The organism is Micromonospora sp. LOL_015, assembly GCF_048060275.1.
Classification (GTDB): domain Bacteria; phylum Actinomycetota; class Actinomycetes; order Mycobacteriales; family Micromonosporaceae; genus Micromonospora_E.
The window spans coordinates 1-21327 of sequence record NZ_JBHMIO010000061.1 but is presented as its reverse complement, the minus strand read 5'-3'; the positions used below and the strand labels follow the sequence as shown (position 1 = coordinate 21327).

The following is a 21327-nucleotide window of genomic DNA, read 5'->3' as shown; positions in this document are numbered from 1 at the left end:
ACCGGTCACCGCACCCCTGAAAACCAGCTAACCAACTCTCCATCAAACCCGGGGCTTGACAAAGTGAAGGTCTACAGTGTGCGTGTCTGACCGGCGTCCGCAGACCGGCAGACAGCGGTCAGCAATCAATCTCCCGCTCGACCTGTGCTACTTCCCCAGCGAGGCGCTTCGCCCCCGTCGAATCGGCAATGTCCCGCGCCTCCGCGATCCACGATGCAGCGACGTCGCGATCGCCCGCCGCCACATGGGTCGATGCCAACTGGCAGACGTACCAGCCGATCCAGTCTGATCGGCGAACATCGCCCGAGAGCTGGTCGAGTCCGTCTGTCAACAGGTCGGCAGCTCGGTCGAACCGGCGCAGGTACTGCTGCGCCAAGCCACGCTGCATCGAGAAGAAGGTCGGATCGTAGAAGTACAACCAGTCCGGCTCCCGCTCTCGCGCGTCAGCAGCCCGGAGTGCCAGCTCCTCGGCGCGGTCAAGCTGCCGATCGGTACCTTCGGCATCACCCATGATCGCCAGTCCACGCGCCTCCTGCTGGGTCGCAAGCGCATGCACGCCCGGACTCGCCGGTTGCCACACGGCAGCGCGAGAGAGTTCCACCATCGCAGCCGTCTCACCGCGGACCCACGCAAGGTGTCCGCGCATACTCAGTACGGTGGCCGTCAGGTGCGGATTCCCTGCCTCCGTCGCCCACTCCATTGCCCGGACGTACCAACTACGACCGGTGGCGTGGTCACCAGTGGTCGCGGCCAGCCAACCGCCGAGCTGAGCCCACTGCCCAGCGACATCGACGAGCCGCGACCAGTGTTTGTCGTGCCGGGCACCGTTGACGAGTTGTTCGATGGCTGACAGTTGCGCGAGCACTGGCTTGACCACCGCCGCTGAGCCGACGACATCTTCGAGTCGACGTTGATGAGCAAGAACCGCTGCCAGGGAGTCGATCGTTCCGGCATCGATCCGACGCGGTCTCGTGATGGCAACGCGGAGTCGCTGCCGTTCATCCCCCGACAGGCCAGCCGGATCATCACGCACCATCCCGGCGAGATGTCCACCCGCACCAAGCGCCTCATCGAGACGCACTATCAAGTCCGGAGGCGGCGACTTGCGCCCCTGCTCGATGTCATGCAGGTGAGACCGGCTTGAGTACGCCCGCTTCGCAAGATCACGCAGGGAGAAGCCAGCCTGCTCACGAAGCGCACGCAGGGTAGCTGGCAGACGTGGGTCCACGATACGCGACATGACGGTCACCACCAAGATCGAAAACGTCGATGGCCTTCCGTGAACCAATATTCACAACCGCCATCAGCTCAGACGATACCTCCGATAGGACGCGACCGGCGTACCGCTCCGAGAGCCGTCAGCGGTAACGCCAAACTCGAGTCCCTGGATCTGGAGTGCGAGTCACCCTGGCTCCCCCGCATAGGCGTACCGTCAACTTCCGACCTGCGAGTCGCGCGAGACCGACTCTGTCGACAGCCGAGACCGCGATCAATCCCAAACCATAGCCGGCACCATCGGCCTCCAGACCGCCGCACACCTAGGCAACGGCACGATGGTTATAACGCGAAGGCTCTCGCCACGCGCTGCGATCCGGATTTGCTGCGCAAACCTGTCCCACTCAGGACAATTCTACGACCTTGCCAACACCTCGGACATTCGTCGCCTGAACCGGCTGGTCAAATGATACCAACCCCACTTGCTGAACAGACAGGCCACCGTGCCGCCGATAGCGGTACCTCCGGCCACCGACCAGGATCCCAGGTCACCCGGAGGCAGAGACGTAAACTCCCACCAGCGGTAACCGATCCCTCCGTGGCCCCAATATATGACCACGGGTAGCACCGCGAGAGGTCCGACCCACGCGGCCCTCCAGCCCAGGATTCGTCCACTGATCAGGGCAATTCCCATCCACCCAATGATCCCTCGAAGAATCAGGAGCGCGGTCGTGCCGTCGAAGACGATCCAGCAAGTGGCCGTGAACATCATCACACAGAGAACGGCATTGACGAGCAGAACGGCGAGTTCGGCTCGACGCCAATTCTTGCCGGTAGCCGCTTCCATCTCACCGAATGGGCTGTGACAGAACAGGGCCGGACCGAATGCCACTCCAACAGTAAGGAAACGCCACCCCGGCACGTACAGCATTCCGCCCCGCACCCCTGCACTCGGGGCCGGGAACAAGAATGCACCCACGAGTGGCACGCAAGCGCACAACGCTGCGGTCAGGATCAGTGGCATCCATGAACGCCGGGAACGGAGGTAGAGGCGTATTGGAGAGCACGGGTTATCGGCAAGGCGCACCGTTGTAATCCTCGATGACTGTCGTGGCCCAAGAAAGCTGGGCAGCGGTGTCGCCACTGTTGGCTCGATCGACTGCACGCGACGCGATGTCTTTTCTCTCAGTGGAGGCGCTGGTGCGATAGTCGGGTTGCCCACCACCGGCCAGATATGCTTCGAGCCAGTCCTGAAGTTCGATCGCTTTTTCCTCCAACTGCTCACCCTTGGCACCGGAGTCGCCCTCACAAAAGGCTAGACTATGCTTCACAATTTCCACCGCGATCGGTCCCGAGACAGACCAAATACTCCCTTCCATGAGGACGAAGTATGGCACATGATCAACCGTGAGGTCGACATCTCGTGAGCCACTAGAGAAAGCTCGAAAACTGAGACCGTATTCGTCGAAATGACTTGGAATTGTAAACTCGAGCGGGAGGCGTTCGGCGCGATGAATGATTCCCGCAATCATATCGCGATACTTCTCGTGCTCCGGCCACAGACAGATCACCACCCTCTCGCCACCTTGACAGAGCGCCTCTCCCTTTGACTCACGAAGGCTGATCGGGCTGCCGATCGCAGTCGCCGTCAGCACCAAGGTCACCGACACCACGGATGTCAGCAGCAAAGGTTGAAAGCGACGGAAGGCCGACCGTGAGTCGCCGACGGCAGCCCAGGGAAGGGAGCCGAGGGGCGGAATGGCAACGGCCAGAGCGAGCAGAGCCAACGCGGACAGGAAACGTACCACAATTGTCAACCCGTCGACTTCCTCGTACACCGGACCTTTCAGAACGGCGAGTTCGAGGGACGGCCCAAAGTATGTTGCCCCCATGAACCAAGTGAGACCCGCGACCGCCGCCGCGAATCGGCCCGACAGCACCTTCCCGACAAGATGCCCGAAGGCCACCGAAAGAACGGTGACGACAAGAGCCATCAGCACGTATCCGGGCCACATCCCGAAGCCCGGCGGGTTCATCCATATCGTGAAGGCAAAAGCAACGACCTGCACCGCCAAGGACACCATGGCGAAGTAAAACAGGGTTACCGTCACCCCTGGCAGTTCGCGACGCCACCGTGGCAGCGCGGACGCAATCGTCTGTTCCACCGTACCGTGCCGTACCGCACTACCGGCCGACCAGGCGGCCGCAGCGGCACTGAGCCCACTGACCAAGACCGCCGGTATCTGGGCCGCCGCCGATGTCTCGGGCCACACCCCGACCCAATACCGATCACGCACGAGCAACATGGCCACGCTGGCCGTGAGGGCGAACGGGACGAACCACCGCACCGGGCTTCGCCTCAGGGTCAGAAACGACATGATCTACCGCTCCCGGTGGTCGGCGAGAAGTGTCGTGTAGGCACGCTCCAAGGGGGTGTTGCCCGGACTGGACGGATCACCCTCCCGGCTAAGTTCGTCCTTCGTGCCCTGAAATCGGATCGCTCCGCCGTCGAGAACTATTATGTGATCCGCTATGGCGTCGACGTCATCGATCAGGTGCGTACTCAGCAGGATCACTGCGTTGTCCTGCTGGGCGATGACGCTTCGGAAATGGATCCGCTGCAACGGATCGAGTCCCACCGTCGGCTCGTCGAGGATGACAAGCGAAGGGTTTCCGACGATGGCCCATGCGATGCCCACCCGTTGGATCATTCCCCCGGATAGCTTACGCATCTTCACATTTTTCTTGTCGACGAGACCCGTTTTTTCGATGGCCTCGTCGACCGCCGCCGCCCGCTCGTTTCGGGGCAACCCCCGAGCCCAGGCTGCGTAATAGATGAACTCGGACACGGTCATGCCGGGATCGAATCCGAATCGCTGCGGAAGATATCCAATACCTCGCCGGATATCGTTGAGCGTTTCGAACGTTAAGTCGACACCATCGAGGCTGATCGTCCCGCGACGCGGTGGAACCACAGTTGCCAAGGTCCTCAGGAGCGTAGTCTTCCCTGCACCATTGGGCCCCAATAGCGCATGAAGTCCGTGCTCCATCTTCAACGTGATTCCGTCGATGACAGACTGGCTACCGTAGCCCTGGCTCAAATTCGTAACACTCAACATCTACGGGCCGTTCCATGAAAGCGTCGTGGCACCGGTCACCTCCGTGTTGGATCATAACGTCGATAAGCATTATAGCTCTGGCACCCACAGTCCGTGGGCGCTACGTCGAGCGTCAACGATCCGCTCGATGGGCCAGCGGGACAGTCCGTATCGGAAGATTGGATGATGCCTTCACGAGAGGCGGCGCTGCCGCGACGTCGAACCAGAGTCGGAACGCCACGACAACGCCACCGTACACACCTTTGTACTCGCGGACGCCTCTGACATCCATGCGCGACTCCACCCAAGCACATTGACAACAGGCGCGCATGGACCGAAGGCTAACCCTTTGCCGGTCCACGGATCACGCAGATGATCTAAGACCGACAATTCGAGTTCAGCGCTGAATGTACCCGTATTGATGCCGTAGGTGCAATCCTCGTACCCAGGCACGGTGTCAGTGCTGTTGATTGAACGGTTAACGTCCATCGTCCGGTCCGAAATTTGAGGCGCGCTACAGTCGACGATCGACGTGTAGTTTCCCCTGGGAAGATAGGAATCTGCTGAGGGGTTCATCTATCCCGGACGGAAGACACCTGTCAGGTGGAGGCTACCGAGACATGCCCGAAGATCATCGTCGGCGGCGACGGGCGTGGTGTGGTCGGCTACGCTGGTGCCCGCTTGTTGACCGACGTCGCTGACGCGGCGGGGTTGACCAGGGTTCAGCGCAGTGCGGGCCACGGCAGCAGCGGAGCGGTCACGACCGGGATGGGTCGCGGTTGATCTGGCCGTGACGATCGCCGACGGCGGTGAGGCCATCGCCATCGCTGACCTGGCGGTCCTACGGGACCAGACCGGCCTGTTCGGCGCGGTGGCCACGGATGTCACCGAATGGCGCGTCCTGTCGAATGTCGACAGCGAAGCGTTGGTGCCGCCGCGGAGGGCCCGCACACGGACACGGAGGTCACCTGGACGCAGATGGCCGAGACCCGCGACGGAATACCGTCCTCGATCGCCGCGCGGTCCAGGAGCGGATCAACGGCGCTCACGCAACGTTCAATTCCTGCGGCGAGACGTAGACTCCGCGACGGCGGAACGCCGCCGGGGCGTGCACCACCGCGTCGACCCGCGCGGCCCGCGTGTTGAACGGGAACCAGAACCGGCGCAGAGATCGTGCCTCGACCCATGCCGGTGCCCCGCGACCATCCTTGGTCGCCAGGTGTTCCGTCAACGCGGCCAGGAACACGTCCCAGTGCTCGTCGCCGGTGACAGCCGGCTCCTGCTCCAGCAGAGCAGCCCGCTCCTGCTCCGGCTCCCAGCGGTACTCCTCAAGGAACTCTGCCACCAACCGCCACCGTCGCGCCTCGTCGGCGCCGGCGAGCAGCGCGCCCAGCCCCGCCACCGTCAGCGGCTCGTAGCTCTCATCGTTACTCCGCACGCCCTCGACGCTATTACCCGCGAGGCGGTTCAAAGGGCAGGGCGGGGGCCAGTGCGGCGCGGCTGTTGACCCAGACGACCAGCAGCGCGCAGCCGGGCAGCGTCGACAGCGCCAGCAGCGGTGCCTGGTTGACCGACAGCAGGGCGGCCAGCAGCACGACCAGGCTGAGCAGGCTCAGCGGTGCGCGGCGTACCGCCGACCAGGCCGCGGCCCGGACGGTCGCGCGGAGGCCCAGGCCCGGGGCCAGCTCGACCAGGGCCAGCAGCAGCACCGTCGTGGCGGCCACCAGCACGGTCAGCACCACCAGCAGTGGTACGAGCACCGCCGGCCAGCCGGCGTCGTGCAGCCAGACGATGTCGGTCACCAGGACCGCGATCAGCGCTGTCGCCGCCGCCCAGCGCCGCGTCGCTGCGGCGAAGTTCCGCCGGTACGCGCGGAAGTACTCGCGTACCGGTGCCCGGTCGTCGTCCTCGGCCTGCCGCAGGTAGCCGAACGCGGCGGCGACCGCCGGCCCGACGCTGACCGACAGCAGCCCGAAGAAGACCGGGTAGCGCCACGGCTGGGCGACGACGGCGAGCGCGACCAGCAGCGGCAGGTTGGCCACGGCCAGCCCGAGGTTGACCACCAGCACCCGGTGCACCAGTGACCAGATCGTCGACCAGGTGTCCGCGCCGACGTTGATCCGCGCGGTCAGCGGCGGCCGCAGCGGCTGCCGGGCCGGTTGGTGCATGCCGGCCGCCGTCATTTCAACCCACTCGTGGCGATGCCCTGCACGAAGTAGCGCTGGCCGAACAGGAAGACGACCAGGATCGGCAGGATCGACAGCACCGAACCGGTCATGATCATGGCGTACTCGGCCTCGTAGAGCCCGATGAAGGTCCGCAGCCCGATCTGTACGGTCCAGAGGTCGTTGCTGGTCAGGTAGATGAACGGTCCCATGTAGTCGTTCCAGGTGTTGACGAAGGTGAGCAGCGCCAGGCTGGCCAGCGCCGGCTTGGACAGCGGCAGCACGATGCGCGCCCAGATGCCGTACTCGTTGAGGCCGTCGATGCGGGCGGCCTCGGTCAACTCGTCGGGGATGGTCAGGTAGTACTGCCGCATCAGGAACACCCCGAACGCGCCGAACGCCTGCAGCAGGATCAGCGACAGGTGGGTGTTCACCAGGCCGAGCCGCTCCATGATAATGTACTGCGGCACCATGTACGCCTGCCAGGGCACGGCGATCGTGGCGATGTAGGCGAGGAACAGCAGGTCGCGGCCCGGAAAACTGATCTTCGCGAAGCCGTACGCGGCGAAGCTGCCGGTGAGCACCTGCAGGAACGTGATGGTGACGCTGAGAAACATCGAGTTGTACAGGTAGGTGCCGAGCGGGATCCGGTCCCAGATCCGGACGTAGTTGTCGAAGTGGAACTCCTGCGGGATCCACTGGATCGGCACGGTGAGCACCTGCGAGTCCAGCTTGACTGAGGAAACCAGCATCCAGCCGAACGGCACCAGCACGGCCAGGCCAAGGACGGTCAGCAGCAGCTGCAGGACGGCCCGGCGCAGCACGGCGACAGTCATCGTTCCCCCCTCCGCTGCAACTGGAACTGGACCACCGTGATCACCAGGACGATCACGAACAGCACCATGGCGATCGCCGATGAGTAGCCGAATCGGCCCTGGGTGATCCCCTCCCGAAAGATCAGCTGCGACAGCACCAGCGTGGACCGGCCCGGACCGCCTTCGGTCATCACCTGGATCAGGTCGAACACCTTGAAACTGGAGATGGTCAGCATGATGAGGACGAAGAAGGTGGTGGGTCGCAGCGACGGCACAGTGACGTGCCAGAACCGCTGCCAGGCCGACGCCCCGTCGGTGCGGGCCGCCTCGTACAGCTCGGCCGGGATGGTCTGCAGCCCGGCCAGGTAGAGCACCATGTAGTAGCCCATGTCCCGCCAGACACTGGTGATGATCACTGCCGGCATCGCCCAGGTCGTCGAGGTGGTCCAGCCCGGTGGGTTGTCGATGCCGATCGCCCGCAGCAGCTGGTTGACCGGGCCGGCGTCCGGGTTGAACAGCATGTTCCACACCACCGCGACGGCGACCAACGCGGTGATGTAAGGAAAGAACAACGCGGTACGGAAGAACTGGACCCCGCGTAGTTTCCGGTTGAGCAGTACGGCGAACCCGAGGGCGGCGACCAGGGTCAGCGGGATATGGCCGAGTGCGTAGTAGGTGGTGTTGTAGAGCGCGGTCCAGAAGCTCTCGTTGCTCGCCATCCGCCGGAAGTTGTCCAGCCCCACCCACTCGGGGGTGCTGTACGAGTTCCAGTGCATGAACGCGAGCGCCAGGGAGGCGACCACGGGCACCAGGGTGAGTGCGGCGAAGCCGACGAAGTTCGGCAGGATGAAGCTCCAGCCGGCCAGGGTGTTGCGCCGGCGCAGCCGACGTGCCGCACCGGTACCCGGCGGCGGACCGCCGGGTACCGGTGTGCGTACGGTGTCGATCGGGGTGTGGATCGCCATGGTGCTGGGTCAGTCGACCTCGGAGGTAACCCGCTCGCCCATCTCGGCGAGTCCGGCGTCGAGCTCCCGCTCCCCGATCATAATCAGCTCGTGCTCCTCGGTGAGGATGACGTCCACGTCGGAGGACTTCTCGCTGACCGGCATCTCCAGCACCACCTCGTCGGGCTGGAACGCCGCCTGGGCGACCTCGTCGTTGGTCATCCCGTCGACGCCGAAGTAGGTTTCGGTGATCGTCTCGTCGGAGTAGGCCGGGTAGACGCCGATGCTGGCGATCGCCGCCGCGCCCTCGGGGCCGGCGGCCCAGGCCACGAAGGTCCGGGCGGCTTCGGAGTTGCGGGCCTTGTTGTTGACCGCGAACGCGGTCGGCGAGCCGAAGGTGGTCACCGGGCCGCCCTCGGTGACCTGCGGCAGCGGCGCGATGCCCCAGTCGACGTCGATGCTGCCGGCCTTTTTCTCCTCGATCAGCCGGGCCGCGTACCAGGTGCCCATCGGCAGCATCGCAGCCTGCTCGGTGGCGAACATCGTGTGGTACTGGACCTTCTGTGTCGACGCGGTGGCCCACGGCAGAGTGGCACCGGCGTCCTGCAGGTCGAGCACCATCTGGTAGCGGTCCTTGAGGAAGCCGTACTCGCCGCCGATCAGGTCGCCGCCGCTCTGCGCGGCCGCCGTCGAGTGGATGATGGAGCGCCAGGTGTGGTGGTAGGTGCCGTAGACGGTGTCCTGGCCGCTACCGCTGGTCAGCCGCTTCGCCAGGTCGGCGTACTCGGCCCAGGTGAGGCTGGTCAGGTCGGCGCCGGTGTCGGCGAACATGGCCTTGTTGTAGTACAGCACCCAGAAGTCCTGCCGGTACGGCAACGCGAAGTAGTCCCCGTCGAGGTTGAACGGCTCCAGGCCGAGGTACTTACTCTGATCGAGGTCGGCGGCCTCGTCGGCAACCGACGCCAGCTGCCCACGCAACGCGTACCGGGAGTAGTCGGTGACGTTCTTCATGGTCAGCACGTCGGTACGGTCCCCGCCGGCCAGCATGGTGGTGACCTTCTCGGAGTAGTCGTCCGCCAGGATGTCGACCGGTTGCACGTCGATGTCCGGATGGGCGGCCTCGAATCCGTCGATCAGGGCCGCGAACTCGGGGGTGCTGTCGTAGTTCCACAGGGCGATGGTGAGGATCTCGCGGCCGTCGTCGCCGATGGCCGGCTCGTCGCCACCACCGCAGCCGGCGGTGACGAGAACCAGTGCGGTCGCGGCGGCCACCGCCCTGCCGATGTGACGGTTCATCCTGCCGGTGTGTCGGTTCATCAGGTGACTCCTTTTGCGGAGGGTGCGGGGTTTCGTATTGGTACGGAGCCCGGCCGGTCAGGCGTGCAGCGTGAACGCGTCCGGGGTGACTTCGGCGTGCAGTGGTTCCCCGCCGGTCCAGCGGGCCAGTTCGTCGAGGGTGTGGTCGGTCAGCCGGTGGATCTCGGTGCCGAGGGAGCCGGCCAGGTGCGGGCTGACCATGACGTTCGGGCTGCCGCGTAGGGCGGCGTCGACGGGTAGCGGTTCGGGGTCGGTGACGTCGAGGATCGCGTACAGCCGGCCGGAGCGGCATTCGGCGGCGAGCGCCGCCGGGTCGACCAGGCTGCCCCGGGCCGTGTTGATCACGGTCGCGTGGTCGGGCAGCAACGCGAGTTCGGCCGCGCCGATCATGCGGTACGTGCTGGGCAGCTCCGGCGCGTGCAGGGAGAGGATGTCGCTGTGCGGCAGCAGCTCGGCCAGCTCGACCAGGGTGCCGCCGGCGAGGGTGACCTCGGCCGGGTCGGCGTACGGGTCGGCGACTAGGCAACGGGCCGAGTCGAGGCAGCCGATCAGGTCGACGACCCGGCGGCCGATCCGGGAGAAGCCGACGACGCCGATGGTGCGGCGGTAGTTGGACAGGTCGCCGTGCCCGTGGTGGTGGCTCCATCCCCGGTACGCCCGGTCGGGGTCGGCGGCGATGAACGGCACCTTTTTGCCGGCGAAGATGATCGCGGCGAGGGTGTACTCGGCGACCGGCACGGCGTTGGCGTCGGCGGCGGTGCTGACCTGGATGCCGCGCCGCCACACCTCGTCGGTCACCAGTGACCGGACGCTTCCGGCGGCGTGGAAGACGGCACGCAGGGCGGGCGCGGTGTCCAGCCGCTGCCGGGTCAGCGCGGGCGCTCCCCAGGACGTCACCAGCACCTCGACCGTGGCCAGCCGGGCGCGTACCGCCGGCGAGTCGAGTTCGTCGGCCCAGACCGGGTCGGCCAGGGCGACGAGGCGGCCGAGGCGCTCCAACCGAGGCTCGTCGAAGTGGGCCCGGTAGGAGTCCCGGTCCATCACGACGAGCGCCTGCGGCGGGGTGTGCACCGTCAACGTGTCTCCTCGGGTGGCGAATCTCCGGCCGACGTCCGACGTCGTGGGGACCTGCTGGATTCGCCGATGTGACATGGTTAACCTACGGTGAACATGCTCGCTACCAGCCGATCTCAATCGGTCGGAAACGTTCACTAACGAACATGGACAGGAGTCGAGTCCCATGCCGGCGGACCGGATGTTCAACCTGCAACGGCGGGAGCGGCTGCTGGAGGAGCTACGCCGACACGGATCGGTACGGGTGGCCGACCTGGCCCCGCTGCTCGGGGTGAGCGAGCTGACCGTACGGCGCGACATCGCCGCCCTGGCCGAGAGCAACCTGCTGACCAGAGTGCACGGTGGCGCCACCCTGCCCACCCAGCTCGGGCCGGCACCGAGACGACCCCGGGTGGCGCCGACCCGGTTCACCATCGGCATGGTCGTGCCGTCACTGGACTACTACTGGCCGCAGATCGTCACCGGCGCCCGCAGCGCCGCCGCCTCGCTCGGCGTGCACATCCAGCTGCGCGGGTCGAGCTACGACCCCACCGAGGACCGACGGCAGATCACCCGGTTGATCGACGCGCAACAGGTGCAGGGTCTGCTGCTGGCACCCAGCCTGGACACCGACGGTGCCGCCGACATGATCGCCTGGATCGGCAACCTGCCGGTGCCGACGATCCTGGTCGAACGGCAGGCCCCCCGGTGGACCCCTACCCTGCGCCAGCTCGAATGGGTCCGCAGCGACCACGCCCTCGGCCTGGAGATGGCGGTACGGCACCTGCACGAGCACGGTCACCGCCGGATCGGGCTGGTGCTGTCCAAGGGCAGCCCCACCTCCGCCCACCTCGCCCAGGGTTGGGCGCTGGCCTGCGCGGACCTCGGTTTGCCCGCCGACCTGGTCATCCGGGAGGCGGTGGCGTTGGACGCCCCGGGGCACCGGGGAATCATCGGCGACGTGCTGCGGCGGTGCCGACGCGAAGGCGTCACCGCGCTGATCGTGCACGGCGACCCGGACGCAATGTCGGTCGCGCAGTACTGCGCCGAGCAGGGCGTGCCGATCCCCGACCAGCTCGCCCTGGTGTCCTACGACGACGAGGTGGCGCACCTGGCCGAGCCGGCGCTCAGCTCCGTGCGCCCGCCGAAGAACCAGGTGGGCCGGGTGGCGGTCGAGCTGATGGTGGCCCGGCTGGCCGAGGGCCGACGCCGACCGGTGCAACGGGTGCTGATCACTCCCGAACTGGTGATCCGCGACTCGTCGACGCCTCGGCCGCCGCGCTGATCTCACCCCGGTCCGGCCGGCAGCAGCATCGTCGAGGTGTGGCCGTCCGGCCAGCGGATGTCGATCGTGTCGCCGACGCCGCCGGCCGTCACCACAACCACCGGCGCGGCCGCGAGGGCCGGGTCTTCCCCGGCGCCGGTCAGGGTCACCGCCGCCATGTACACCCGGCCGGGCACCGGCGCGGCGGCGGTCCGCAGCACCGGCACCGCCACCTGATCGGCCAGCGGCGAGGTACCCCGCTCCCGGCGTACCTGCGCATGCTCGAAGCCGGCCAGGCCGACCAGCCGGGACGTCACCGCGGCATCGGCCGCGACGGACACCGGCGGGTCGTTTCCGGTACGCGCCGACGGCGGTACGTCACCAGTCACCGGCCAGCCACTGAACTCCAGCACGGTGCCGTCGTCGAAGCCGTCGGCAGAGTCGAGCCGGGCCAGCCGTACCTCGATCGGACCGCGCACCGCCGAGGCCATCGTCACCACCGGGCCCCGGCGGACCGGTCCGGCGCGGCCGGACCCGTGATCCGGGCCGGTGTCGTCGGCGGTGTCGACCCAGTGGGTGTCAGCCCGCGACACCGCCCGACCGACCCCGTCGACCACCCGGCAGTCGAGGGTCACGAACCCGTTGCGGTGACTGCGCCGGCCGGTCGCGTCGACCATCGTGATCGAATTGTCCGACGGGTCGCCGATGGTGGCCCCGGTCAGCGGCGGCATCGTCGCCGTCGAGTAGCCGAGCCGGGCGTACAGCGGCGAGTCGGCACGCTCGTCGCCCGGCACCGCATGATCGGTGCCGTGGTTGACCACCCGGACCACGCCGTCACGGCGGGTGCCGACAACCAGCCAGCCCGGCGTCGGCAGCGCGACCATCAGGTCCGCCCGCTCGACCGGCAACGGCTGTTCGGTCGCCGTCCACACCGGATGATCGGCCGGCAGGGCCAGCCCCAGCATCCCCTTCGCCACCCAGTACGGCGACCCGGGCCCCGAGTACGACTGGGCCATCGCCGGCCACTCGTGGTGCCAGCCGATGGGCAGCAGGCCACGCCCGTCCGGTGCCCCGTGGTCGTGGAAGTGGCGCAGCATCCCGCTCGCCGCCCGACGCAGCACCCCCGGCGCCACCTCGGTCGCACCGGTCATCGCCCCGACCCACAGCGGTGCAGCCGCCGCGAACCGGTACGCCAGGCTGCGGCCCTGCACCAGCGGCGACCCGTCAGACCCGATCATCCGGACCGCGTCGTCGAGGAACCCCGCGAGCCGCTGACGCCACGCCTGACGCAGCCCGTCGGGGCACAGGTCACCGGCCTGATCGGCCCAGAGCAGCGGGTAGACGTGCAGCGCCCAGCCGACGTAGTGGTCGTAGGACCGCTCCGGTCCGTCGGAGTACCAGCCGTCGGCCCGGTACAGCGACTCGTGCACCCGCAGCCCGGACTCGATGTCCTCAGCCGACCACGGGCCGCCGACCGAGCGCAGGAACGTCTCCACGACGATCTGGAACCACACCCAGTTGATCGGCGGGTACGGCTGCCCGACGACGGTGGCGAGCCAGTCGACGGTGCGCTGCCGGGTCGCCTCGTCGAGCCGGTCCCACAGCCAGGGCCGGGTCAGGTGCAGGCCCAACGCGATCGAGCAGGCTTCAACCTTGGCCTGGTCCAGCCGGTCCGGCCGGGGCCAGGCGGTCGACGAGGTCGGGTCGGTGCCGGCGCGCAGCCCGGCGGCGTACCAGTCGGCCAGCCCGTGCGGGTCGGCGCCGGCCTCGCCGCGCAGCCGGACCGCCGCCAGCAGGAACGACCGGGCGAACGCCTCCAGCGAGTCGCTGTCCGGGCCGTAGGCGCTTGACCGGCCGGGCAGGTCGATCCGGGCGTGGTCGAGTGAGGCGTACGGACGCAGCGCCAGCAGAATCCGGTCGGCGGCCGCCGCCCAGTGCGCGCGGGTGTAGCCGGTGTACGGGGAGAGCCGCCGGTCTTCGGCGATCTGCTCCTCGGCGGCCTGGTCATCGGCGTTCATTCGGTGCCTCCGGAGACGGTCACGGTGACGGAGCCGGTCCGCTGGGCCGGCAGGGTGAGCACCAGCCGGTGCACGGCGGGCCCCCAGACGTCGCGCAACAGCGGGTCGTCGACCGGCTGTCGCTCCAGCCGGCCGGCCCCGAGCAGCGGGTCCCAGGCCAGCACGGCGATTCCGCCGGTCAGGGCCCGTACGGCGAGCCGCCCGGTGGTGTGGGTCAGCGGTTCACCGGCGACGACGTGGTGCAGCCGCAGGTCGGCCGGGTCGTCGACGCGCCACCGCTCGGTGACGGTCACCGTCGCCCGGCGGCGGTCCAGCCGCACCTGCCGCCGCCAGGACCGGCAGCCGGCCTCCGGCGGGTACGCGCCGGCCAGGTCGAGCCGCAGCGCGTCGGCGTCGACGGCGGTATCGGTGGCGGTATCGGTGGCGGTATCGACGGCAACCGTCGACGCCCGGAAGTCGCGGCCCGCGGCCTGACCGTGGCCGCCGACGACCGGCAGGTTGTGCCACTCGCTGCGGGTGACCCACTGCTCGTACCGACGGTCGGTGAATGAGATCGCGGTGTAGGTGGGCTGGCCGAGGTCGACCAGCACCGGGCACCCGTCCAGGGCGACGAGGTACGAGCCGACGTCGTTGTGGTTGTGGTTCTCGTCGTTGTGCCCACCCTTGACCGCGACGGTCAGCCCGGCGGTGCTGCCGGCCCGTTCCCGGCTGACCAGTAGTTGCAGGTCGGGTAGCCAGGTGGTGGCCGGCAGCGGCGGAGCGGTCGGTGATTGGGTGAGCCACTGCGAATCGGTCAGCCCGCGTACCGCCCGGCCCAGCCCGGCGGCGACCGTCACGGCCGGTTCGCCCGGGACACGGTGGCTGGCCGCGAAGTCGATCACCTGCCGGTCGCCGGTGGCCCGGCCCCAGCGGTGCAGCACCTGCCAGGCCTGCGCGGCGCTCGGCCGGGCCGGCCCGTCGCCGACGTTGACGTACCAGCCGCCGCCGAGAGCCATCCGGTGCGGGTAGCGGGCCAGCTGCGGCAGCGGCGGCCACCGCCACGGATCCAGCCGGCCGCCGAGGACCCGGTCGAGCAGGTCGAGCGCCTCGGCCAGCCGGGCCGGGCCGTTCCACCAGTACGCGTACCCCTCGTCGCAGCCGCCGTCGGCGGGCAGCGAGCCGAGGTAGCGGTCGAGCCCGTCAACGACAAGGTCGACCACCTGGGTCCGGATGTCCGCGTCGTCGACCAGGAACAGCGCGGCGGCCAGCAGATGGCCGTGGATCCACGGGTTCCAGTTGTGCAGGTGCCCGTCCAGGCCGAGCCAGTGCCAGTCGCGGCTGCCCAGGAAAGGCTCGATGATCCGGGTACGGGTCTCCCGGCGGATCCGCTGACGCAGCCCCGGGGTGCGCTCGTCGAGCGTCGTACCGAGGATCAGGTCGGCCCAGGCCAGCACGGCGACCGTCTCGGCGGCCCCGAGGTCCAGGTACGGCCGGTCGACGTCGGGCACCACCCGACCGGCCTCGGCGGCGAACCGCTCGTGCGCGGCCCAGCACCAGGTGCTCTGCTCGCAGAGCTGCAGCAGGCCGTCGGCGGCCTCGTCGAGGTAGGGCTGGCCGTGCAGCGCGGCGGCCAGCGCGGCTGTGGCGGTACGCCGCCGCAGCTCACCGGCGGGCTGCTCGTATGCGGTGCGGACCCCGTCGCGCCAGTAGCGGGCGTAGTCGGACAGCAGCAGTCGGGGCCAGGCGGTGCCCCGGTCGGCCTCGGCCGCGTCGACGATGGCCCGCTCAGTGACCTCGTCGACGTGCGGCCAGGCCGCCCGGCCGGTGCCGGCGGCGAACCCGATCGCCTGCCGTGCCCGGCCGAGCGCCGCCGTCCGCAGCTGCGGATCCAGCGACGCCCACCGGCGGACGAGCGGTCCAGGCCCGACCGTCGCTACTGCCGCCGGGTCTGCCCCAGCTGCCACCGGACCTGGCTCAGCCGGCACGATGGTCCGTGGTGATCAGTCGGGTCAGCGTCGCCGCTTCGATCGCGACCCGGTCGGGGTCGTCGTCGACAACGAACTCCAGCAGGGCGTCATAGTCGCGCCCGGCGGCGCGCAGCACCGCGAACACGTCGGACCAGAGCCGGTCGCGGGCGGTCAGCGGCAGCCGCTCGTACCCCGGCCACCAGGAGAAGACGTGCACCGCGTCGACCCAGGGCAGCACCTGGCGCAGGTCGTCGACGGCGACGGCGTCGGGCAGGTCGAGCGGCGGCTGCCAGTACGTGCGTACCGCCGGATGGTCGACGTCGGCGAGCAGCCGCAGCGTCGACTCGGCGGTGTCGGTCAACGTGCCGGAGTGGTATTCGAAGGCGAGGCCGATGCCGGCGTCGGCGGCCCGCTGCGCGGCGGCCCGGGTGGCCCGGACCACCGCTCGGCGTTGCTCGGTGCTGGCCTCGGCGGAGCCGAGGGTGCCGGCCCAGATCCGGATCCGGGGGGCGCCGAGCGCGACCGCGCTGGCGAGTACGGCCGCGAAGTCGTCGGCCGGGTCGGAGCCGGCCCGGTAGTAGGAGCCGTAGGAGGCAACCGTCACACCCCGGTCCCGCCCGGCGTCGCGCACCGACGTCGCGGCCCGGGTGTCCCCCGGCGGTACGTGCACGTCTCCGCCCCATTCGATGCGGGACAGCCCAGCGCGGGCGGCGACGTCGAGTACGGCGAGCGCCGACTCCTGCCGCAGGGTGACCGAACACATACCGCTGCGGATCTTCGGACTGGTCTCCGGCACGCGCCCTCCTCGCTGGGTCGGCAAGCGCTTTCCGCGAGACCCTAGAGCAGCGGTTTGGGCGAGTGCAACAGGCTCACCGGGTCAGCCCGAGCGTCGCGGCCAACCCGGCCACACCGGCAGCCGACGGCGCGCACCGGACGGCCTCGGCGACCACCGTACGGACGGACGGCCGCAGCCGGACCTCGGCGGACGCGACCCGGTCGGCGTCGACCAGCGACCGGCCCGCCGTGACCAGGTCACCGGACTGCAGGGCCGCCCGCGCCACGTCGACCAGGTACGCCGCCCGGTGCTCGGCCGGCAACCCGCGCCAGCCGGGACGCCGCACGAGCGCGGCATGCCGGCGTACCGCTTCTTCCGCCTCGCCGAGGTCGCCGGCCGCCACCGCCCGGGTCAGCTCGACCGCCGCCGGCCCGAAACCGGTCCACCGGTGGTCATGACCGTCGCCGATCTGGTCAGCGACGTCTCCGGCCTGCCTGGTCAGCTCCCGCACGGCGGCGGCGTCGTCGCATTCGGCGGCGGCCAACGCGGCCTGCAGCAGCAGCGTGCCGTACACCGACAGCCGCCCCGGCGGACCATCGTCGGCCGGGTCGGTCCGGTCTGTCGGTCCGGCCGGGTCAGTCGGGCCGGCCGGGATGAGCCGGTGCGCGGCGGCGATCGTCGTCGACATCGCCAACCGGCCCTGGCCGACCGCGCGCAGCGTCTGCCCCAGCGGCACCGCCGCCGTCGCCGCCAGCAGCGGGTCACCCGTAGTTGACGCAACCGTCATCGCCCGGTCGGCCGCCAACCAGGCCAGGTCGGTCTCGTCGAGTTTGACCAGCACCTGCGAGGCGGCCCGGTGCACCTGCACCAGCGGCAGCGCACCGCTGACCGGGTCGGCCGCGTGCCGCCGCCGCGCTGCGGTGAGCAGGTCGGGCAGCATCCGCAGCAGCTGCGGGTAGTGGGCGTGCTGGTACGCCAGCCAGGCATGCTCGACCTGCCGGGTGGTCGCTTCAACAGCCGGCGGGGCCGTGTCGGCGTCGGCGTCGGCGTCTGAGCCGAAGATGTCGTAGCAGGCGAGGGCTGCGCGCACCGCCGACACGCCGGGTGCCTCGACTTGCCGATCCGGTCGGCGAACACCTGCTGGGTCATCCGCCGCCGGGTCCGCCACTGCGCCACCCGGCGACCGATCGGCAGGTCGTCACCGACCCGCATGGCACCACTGCCGACCGTCACCGCCGCGTCACCTCGGGTGCCGGTGCGGCCGCGCCGACGAACGTCCACGACACGAACCGTTCGTGCAGCTCCGCCGGGTCGACGATGCCGGCCTCGTCGGCGGCGCGCGGCATCATCGCCGCCAGGTCCGCCGCCAACCCGATCGGATCGACGGCGTACGCCTCGGTCAGCTGCACCCGCGCCAGGGAACACGGCCACGGCGTGCCGTCCGGGCACGCCGCGCACGTCCACGCGGGCCGACACGGCTCATGCGCCGGCTCATCCGATCCGGGCAGTCGCGGCGGCTCCGACGCGGTCACGGCAGGTAGTGTCGGCCGGCGTTACCGCCACGGCGCTCCGCCAGATCGGTACGGGTGGCGGGCCGCCGGTCCGGCGGCGCGCACCGGTCGGCGTACCGGCGGCGACCCGGCACCGGATAGACCACGTCGATCACGACGTCCGGCCGCTGAAACCATTTTCCGAGCACGATGTCCCCCTCATGGCATGTGGAGGGCGGCGACCCGGGGTGGCTCTCCGTGTCGACCCCGGGCCGCCGCCGCTAGGCGGGCCCGACGCGCGAAAAGGGCGATCGCGGGTACGGCGTCGGGCCCACACACCACGCTATGAGCAGGCCGGTCATCCAAGAGGGACAATCTGTACCCCAGGTACAACTACCAATCGATTCCCATCGCCAGCGCGAGTTCCCGGGCGTCCTCGCCCACCACGCCGGTTCGCCCTACCAATTCCATGGCCATGCCCCGGGCGTGCGGCTGGTGGCGGACAGTTTCTACCGACTCGCGCAGGGCCCGGCTCAGAAGATGCACCACCGCTACCTCGTCCCGTCGCATCAGATGCGCCCGAGCGGCGTCGATCAATCCACCGGCCCGCCGGGTCCGTGACGGCAGAGCCGAGTAATCGACCCCCATCGCCCGGCGCACCGCCTCACCCGGGCGTGCAAGGTCGATTCCGATAGTTACCCCGAAAGCGTCGACGACCACCGAACCGAACATCAACCACGGGTGCACGTACCCGATACCCAGCCGACGTGCGACGGAATCCGCCGAATCCCAGTAGCGCCAGGCATGCCCGGCCCGGCCGGCTCGCGCATGGCCCAGGGCCAAGCCGAGCTGCAACTGTCCCCACCTGGCTAGTTGATCGTCACCACCGCTGCCCTCCAACGCATCGAGCGCGTCGACGAGCACCTGCTCGGCGGCGTCGGGCTGCCCATCAGAGCGATAAACGTGGGCGTAGTACCAGGCGGCAGCAGCTATCGCGCCAGGGTCGTCCGCATCCTGGGCAGCCAGCATCGCCCGGTCGGCCGCCAACCAGACCAGCTGCGGCTGTGGCTGGTGCGCCGCGTACAACTGCACCAGATGGTAGACCCGAGCCAGTTCGGTCGCAGCCTGTCGGCGCTCGGCACCGTCGAGAAGACGTGCCGCGAGCCGGGCATCGGCAAGGAGTCTTGGCAGCAGCGCGGCCACCGCAGTCCGCTCAGCACTGGCGTGATGCCAGGCAGTCCACGCCTGGTCCACCCGAGCGCGAAGGGCAGCGGCCGCCAACGGATCACCGGCAGGGAGGGTAGTTCGGTACATTGCCGCAGCGACGCCGTCGATGGCGGGGTGGCCGGCGCGGGTGACTGAGGCAATGGGAAGAGACTGATCTCCCGTCAGCACGGACAGGTCGTCGATGTCCAGGACTTCCGCGAGCCGCAGTAGCATCGGCAGCCGGGGGGTAAGCAACCGACCAGATTCGAGGGCCTTGACCCATTCGGCGCTACGGCCGACGAGACCGCCAAGCACGGCCCGGGTCTTACCGCTGCGTTCGCGAAATGTCCGCAGCCGTGATCCGAACGTATCCATGATGTCTCCCCAGGTAGAGGCTGGGCGGCGGCGCGGTCGGGGCCTCTACCTCCCGGCGCGCCGCCATGCCAGACGGTACCTGGTCCCGCGTCGCCGCAGTCAACACCGCTTGTCGTGATTGCCGGCGCTCACGGCGAGCTACGCGAGCAGGCCAACCTTCAACGCGAGGTCACGAGCCTCATCCCGCATCGCCCGTGGCCCGTCTAGCAGGTCGAGGGTGATCTGCCGGGCGTAGCCGTTGAAGCGAATCGTCTCCGGTGCCGACTCGTACGCCTGCCGCAGAGTTGCCGCAGCCGCCTCGGTGTGGCCCTTGCCGTGATGGCCACGGGCTACCTCTATCAGATGTCGGGCCCGGCGCGGCCGCGACGGGATTGCCGCAGGATCGATACGTCGTGACTGCCGCACCGCCTCGCCGGACTTCTGCAGCTCCACCGCCACCGTCACCGCATGGACGCCCATGATGATCTGGGAGAACGATGTCTGCTGTTGGTAGAAGGTCTGTGGGAGTCGCTGAGCAACTTGGTCTGCGCGGTCCCAGTACCGCCAGGCACGGCCCTCCTCGCCGGCACGGGCGGCGGTGTAGGCGGCCTCGAAGTTAAGAGCTCCCCACAACGCGAGCAAGTTCACGCTCGACTCGGCCATCTGGGGTTCCAAGGTCGAAACGACATCCAGCGTCACCGCCATTGCGGTGTCCCAGTCTCCCGCGTCCCGGTGCACCTGGCACAGGAACCAGCCAGCGCACGCCAACGCTTCGGCATCTCCCGACTCCTGAGCCGCGACCATCGCACGGTCCGCGACGCGCCACAGGAGTTCCGCCGCCGGCTGGTAGGCCAGGAACATCTGCGCCAGCCCCAGCACCTGTGACAGCAGCGCCTGCGCCTGCCGTCGCTCGTCGCCCTGGTACGTCAGCGCCGCACGCTGCGCGTCCCGCAACAGCTCGGGCAGCAGTGCACCCAGCACCGTACGGTGATCAGCCGCCTGATGGCGTGCTCGCCACGCCGCCGCGAGGCGTTCGCGGATCTCGTTCAGCGGCGGTGGCGCGACGTCATTGGACAGTGCCGTGCGATTCACGGCGTCACGGACCGGCGCCAGTGCGGGATGCTCCGGTCCGTTCACCACGGCCGAGCGGCCGCCCAGCTCACCGATCAGCACGGATACATCCACCTTCAGCACGCGGGCGATGCGGTCCAGCATGTGTACGCGCGGCGGCAGGATTCGATCGGTTTCCACTGCCTTGACCCACTCGGCGCTGCGACCGACGAGGCCACCAAGCACTGCCCGGGTCTTGCCGGATCGTTCACGGTAGACCTTCAGACGCTGCCCGAAGGTCAAGCCAGGCATGGGGTCCATCCCGAACCTCCTCGTCGCACGAAAACGCGATCACACCCCGGATCGCATCTCCTGCCACGCTACTGGTTGTCGCCGCGCCAGATAACCCCAGCTACGACAAGACGAGTAGTTACCAATTCTGCTATTGAAGGCGTGCCTTAATAGTACTCGCGGATGTAGTCGAGTGCGCGGGTGAAGACGTCGTTGTCGCGGATCTTGAACTTGATGTAGAGGGTCTTCCGCAGTGCCTGTTGGACCCACTGACCTAAACTTTGGCCTTTTTGCTGGCTTTCGGTAGGTCGATGTGGGTGATGGTT

Annotated in this window: 18 protein-coding genes; 1 reads left to right on the top strand and 17 read right to left on the bottom strand. The window is 68.7% G+C overall.

Annotated features, from left to right (window positions below):
- Window positions 1–118: 118 nt before the first annotated feature.
- The 9 genes from ACFHWU_RS26610 to ACFHWU_RS26570 all read right to left on the bottom strand — a co-directional run bounded on the left by ACFHWU_RS26610 (window position 119) and on the right by ACFHWU_RS26570 (window position 10625).
- A complete protein-coding gene (locus ACFHWU_RS26610) occupies window positions 119–1240 on the bottom strand; it encodes a helix-turn-helix domain-containing protein (RefSeq protein WP_416591965.1) in 1122 nt (373 codons plus the stop codon).
- Between the two features lie 1045 nt (window positions 1241–2285).
- Window positions 2286–3593: a hypothetical protein gene (locus ACFHWU_RS26605; protein WP_416591964.1), complete on the bottom strand. Its 1308-nt coding sequence runs from the start codon at window positions 3591–3593 to the stop codon at window positions 2286–2288.
- A gap of 3 nt (window positions 3594–3596) precedes the next feature.
- Window positions 3597–4334, bottom strand: coding sequence for an ATP-binding cassette domain-containing protein (locus tag ACFHWU_RS26600; RefSeq protein ID WP_416591963.1), 738 nt, complete (start codon window positions 4332–4334; stop codon window positions 3597–3599).
- Window positions 4335–5358: 1024 nt separating this feature from the next.
- The gene (locus ACFHWU_RS26595; RefSeq protein ID WP_416591962.1) at window positions 5359–5751 is read right to left on the bottom strand and encodes a hypothetical protein; all 393 of its coding nucleotides are present in this window, start codon (window positions 5749–5751) and stop codon (window positions 5359–5361) included.
- Window positions 5752–5764: 13 nt separating this feature from the next.
- Complete coding sequence (locus ACFHWU_RS26590) at window positions 5765–6496, bottom strand: DUF624 domain-containing protein (protein WP_416591961.1); 732 nt, start codon at window positions 6494–6496, stop codon at window positions 5765–5767.
- A complete protein-coding gene (locus ACFHWU_RS26585; RefSeq protein WP_416554133.1) occupies window positions 6493–7314 on the bottom strand; it encodes a carbohydrate ABC transporter permease in 822 nt (273 codons plus the stop codon). Before ACFHWU_RS26585 ends, ACFHWU_RS26590 begins: the two co-directional genes overlap by 4 nt.
- The gene (locus ACFHWU_RS26580; RefSeq protein WP_416554131.1) at window positions 7311–8258 is read right to left on the bottom strand and encodes a carbohydrate ABC transporter permease; all 948 of its coding nucleotides are present in this window, start codon (window positions 8256–8258) and stop codon (window positions 7311–7313) included. Before ACFHWU_RS26580 ends, ACFHWU_RS26585 begins: the two co-directional genes overlap by 4 nt.
- 9 nt (window positions 8259–8267) lie before the next feature.
- Entirely contained in the window at window positions 8268–9554 is a 1287-nt protein-coding gene (locus ACFHWU_RS26575; RefSeq protein ID WP_416591960.1) for an ABC transporter substrate-binding protein, read from the bottom strand.
- 57 nt (window positions 9555–9611) lie between these two features.
- Window positions 9612–10625, bottom strand: coding sequence for a hydroxyacid dehydrogenase (locus ACFHWU_RS26570; RefSeq protein WP_416554319.1), 1014 nt, complete (start codon window positions 10623–10625; stop codon window positions 9612–9614).
- Between the two features lie 169 nt (window positions 10626–10794).
- Between ACFHWU_RS26570 and ACFHWU_RS26565 the strand changes: the two genes are divergently transcribed.
- Window positions 10795–11892 (top strand): substrate-binding domain-containing protein, encoded by a 1098-nt coding sequence (locus ACFHWU_RS26565; protein ID WP_416591959.1) that lies wholly within the window; start codon window positions 10795–10797, stop codon window positions 11890–11892.
- A 2-nt stretch (window positions 11893–11894) separates the two neighbouring features.
- Here the strand turns inward: ACFHWU_RS26565 and ACFHWU_RS26560 are convergent, their stop codons facing one another.
- The 8 genes from ACFHWU_RS26560 to ACFHWU_RS26525 form a co-directional block, all read right to left on the bottom strand.
- Window positions 11895–13889: a DUF2264 domain-containing protein gene (locus tag ACFHWU_RS26560; protein WP_416591958.1), complete on the bottom strand. Its 1995-nt coding sequence runs from the start codon at window positions 13887–13889 to the stop codon at window positions 11895–11897.
- The gene (locus ACFHWU_RS26555) at window positions 13886–15832 is read right to left on the bottom strand and encodes a heparinase II/III domain-containing protein (RefSeq protein WP_416591957.1); all 1947 of its coding nucleotides are present in this window, start codon (window positions 15830–15832) and stop codon (window positions 13886–13888) included. The genes ACFHWU_RS26560 and ACFHWU_RS26555 overlap by 4 nt, the downstream gene beginning before the upstream one ends.
- Window positions 15833–15842: 10 nt before the next feature.
- On the bottom strand, window positions 15843–16631 hold the full coding sequence (locus ACFHWU_RS26550; protein WP_416591956.1) for a sugar phosphate isomerase/epimerase family protein: 789 nt from the start codon (window positions 16629–16631) through the stop codon (window positions 15843–15845).
- 73 nt (window positions 16632–16704) lie between these two features.
- Window positions 16705–17709: an XRE family transcriptional regulator gene (locus tag ACFHWU_RS26545; protein WP_416591955.1), complete on the bottom strand. Its 1005-nt coding sequence runs from the start codon at window positions 17707–17709 to the stop codon at window positions 16705–16707.
- Between the two features lie 130 nt (window positions 17710–17839).
- The gene (locus tag ACFHWU_RS26540) at window positions 17840–18019 is read right to left on the bottom strand and encodes a hypothetical protein (RefSeq protein ID WP_416591954.1); all 180 of its coding nucleotides are present in this window, start codon (window positions 18017–18019) and stop codon (window positions 17840–17842) included.
- Between the two features lie 119 nt (window positions 18020–18138).
- A complete protein-coding gene (locus ACFHWU_RS26535; RefSeq protein WP_416591953.1) occupies window positions 18139–18309 on the bottom strand; it encodes a hypothetical protein in 171 nt (56 codons plus the stop codon).
- A gap of 184 nt (window positions 18310–18493) precedes the next feature.
- Window positions 18494–19681, bottom strand: a complete 1188-nt coding sequence (locus ACFHWU_RS26530) for a helix-turn-helix domain-containing protein (protein WP_416591952.1) — start codon at window positions 19679–19681, stop codon at window positions 18494–18496.
- Between the two features lie 138 nt (window positions 19682–19819).
- The gene (locus tag ACFHWU_RS26525) at window positions 19820–21031 is read right to left on the bottom strand and encodes a helix-turn-helix domain-containing protein (protein WP_416554111.1); all 1212 of its coding nucleotides are present in this window, start codon (window positions 21029–21031) and stop codon (window positions 19820–19822) included.
- Between the last annotated feature and the right edge of the window lie 296 nt (window positions 21032–21327).

Bases quoted from the DNA above. Each gene is read 5' to 3' on its own strand.
- ACFHWU_RS26610 (WP_416591965.1), bottom strand. From the start codon at position 1,240: ATGTCGCGTATCGTGGACCCACGTCTGCCAGCTACCCTGCGTGCGCTT.
- ACFHWU_RS26605 (WP_416591964.1), bottom strand. From the start codon at position 3,593: ATGTCGTTTCTGACCCTGAGGCGAAGCCCGGTGCGGTGGTTCGTCCCG.
- ACFHWU_RS26600 (WP_416591963.1), bottom strand. From the start codon at position 4,334: ATGTTGAGTGTTACGAATTTGAGCCAGGGCTACGGTAGCCAGTCTGTC.
- ACFHWU_RS26590 (WP_416591961.1), bottom strand. From the start codon at position 6,496: ATGACGGCGGCCGGCATGCACCAACCGGCCCGGCAGCCGCTGCGGCCG.
- ACFHWU_RS26585 (WP_416554133.1), bottom strand. From the start codon at position 7,314: ATGACTGTCGCCGTGCTGCGCCGGGCCGTCCTGCAGCTGCTGCTGACC.
- ACFHWU_RS26580 (WP_416554131.1), bottom strand. From the start codon at position 8,258: ATGGCGATCCACACCCCGATCGACACCGTACGCACACCGGTACCCGGC.
- ACFHWU_RS26575 (WP_416591960.1), bottom strand. From the start codon at position 9,554: ATGAACCGACACACCGGCAGGATGAACCGTCACATCGGCAGGGCGGTG.
- ACFHWU_RS26565 (WP_416591959.1), top strand. From the start codon at position 10,795: ATGCCGGCGGACCGGATGTTCAACCTGCAACGGCGGGAGCGGCTGCTG.
- ACFHWU_RS26560 (WP_416591958.1), bottom strand. From the start codon at position 13,889: ATGAACGCCGATGACCAGGCCGCCGAGGAGCAGATCGCCGAAGACCGG.
- ACFHWU_RS26530 (WP_416591952.1), bottom strand. From the start codon at position 19,681: ATGGATACGTTCGGATCACGGCTGCGGACATTTCGCGAACGCAGCGGT.
- ACFHWU_RS26525 (WP_416554111.1), bottom strand. From the start codon at position 21,031: ATGGACCCCATGCCTGGCTTGACCTTCGGGCAGCGTCTGAAGGTCTAC.